The 317-nt window shown below is 37.2% G+C and carries 1 pseudogene; it reads left to right on the forward strand.

Annotated features, from left to right (window positions below):
* Positions 1-194: 194 nt before the first annotated feature.
* Positions 195-317: pseudogene (locus tag M3234_RS29870) on the forward strand (transposase); the annotation flags it as partial.

Here is a 317-nt window from a genome sequence, read left to right on the forward strand (position 1 = left end):
TGATATCTTTCAAGATATTTTTGATGAAATCGTTCTTCAGGCAATGAATCACAAAATGGTAGGCGGTCGTGTTTTATTTACTGATTCAACTCATTTAAAGGCAAATGCCAATAAACATAAGTTTACATAGGAAGAGGTAGAAGTAGAGACTCGCAAATATTTTGAGGAACTTAATAATGCTCTTATCTAGATCAGGAAAAGAACTTTATAAATTTAGGAAGGAAAAAGTTGAGCGAAGCTTCGCAGACTCAAAAGAGCTGCACGGGCTTCGCTACTGCCGGTTACGGGGCATAAAAAAAGTAAGTGAGCAGGCTCTT

This window comes from Neobacillus niacini (genome assembly GCF_023715785.1).
Taxonomy (GTDB): domain Bacteria; phylum Bacillota; class Bacilli; order Bacillales; family Cytobacillaceae; genus Neobacillus; species Neobacillus niacini_E.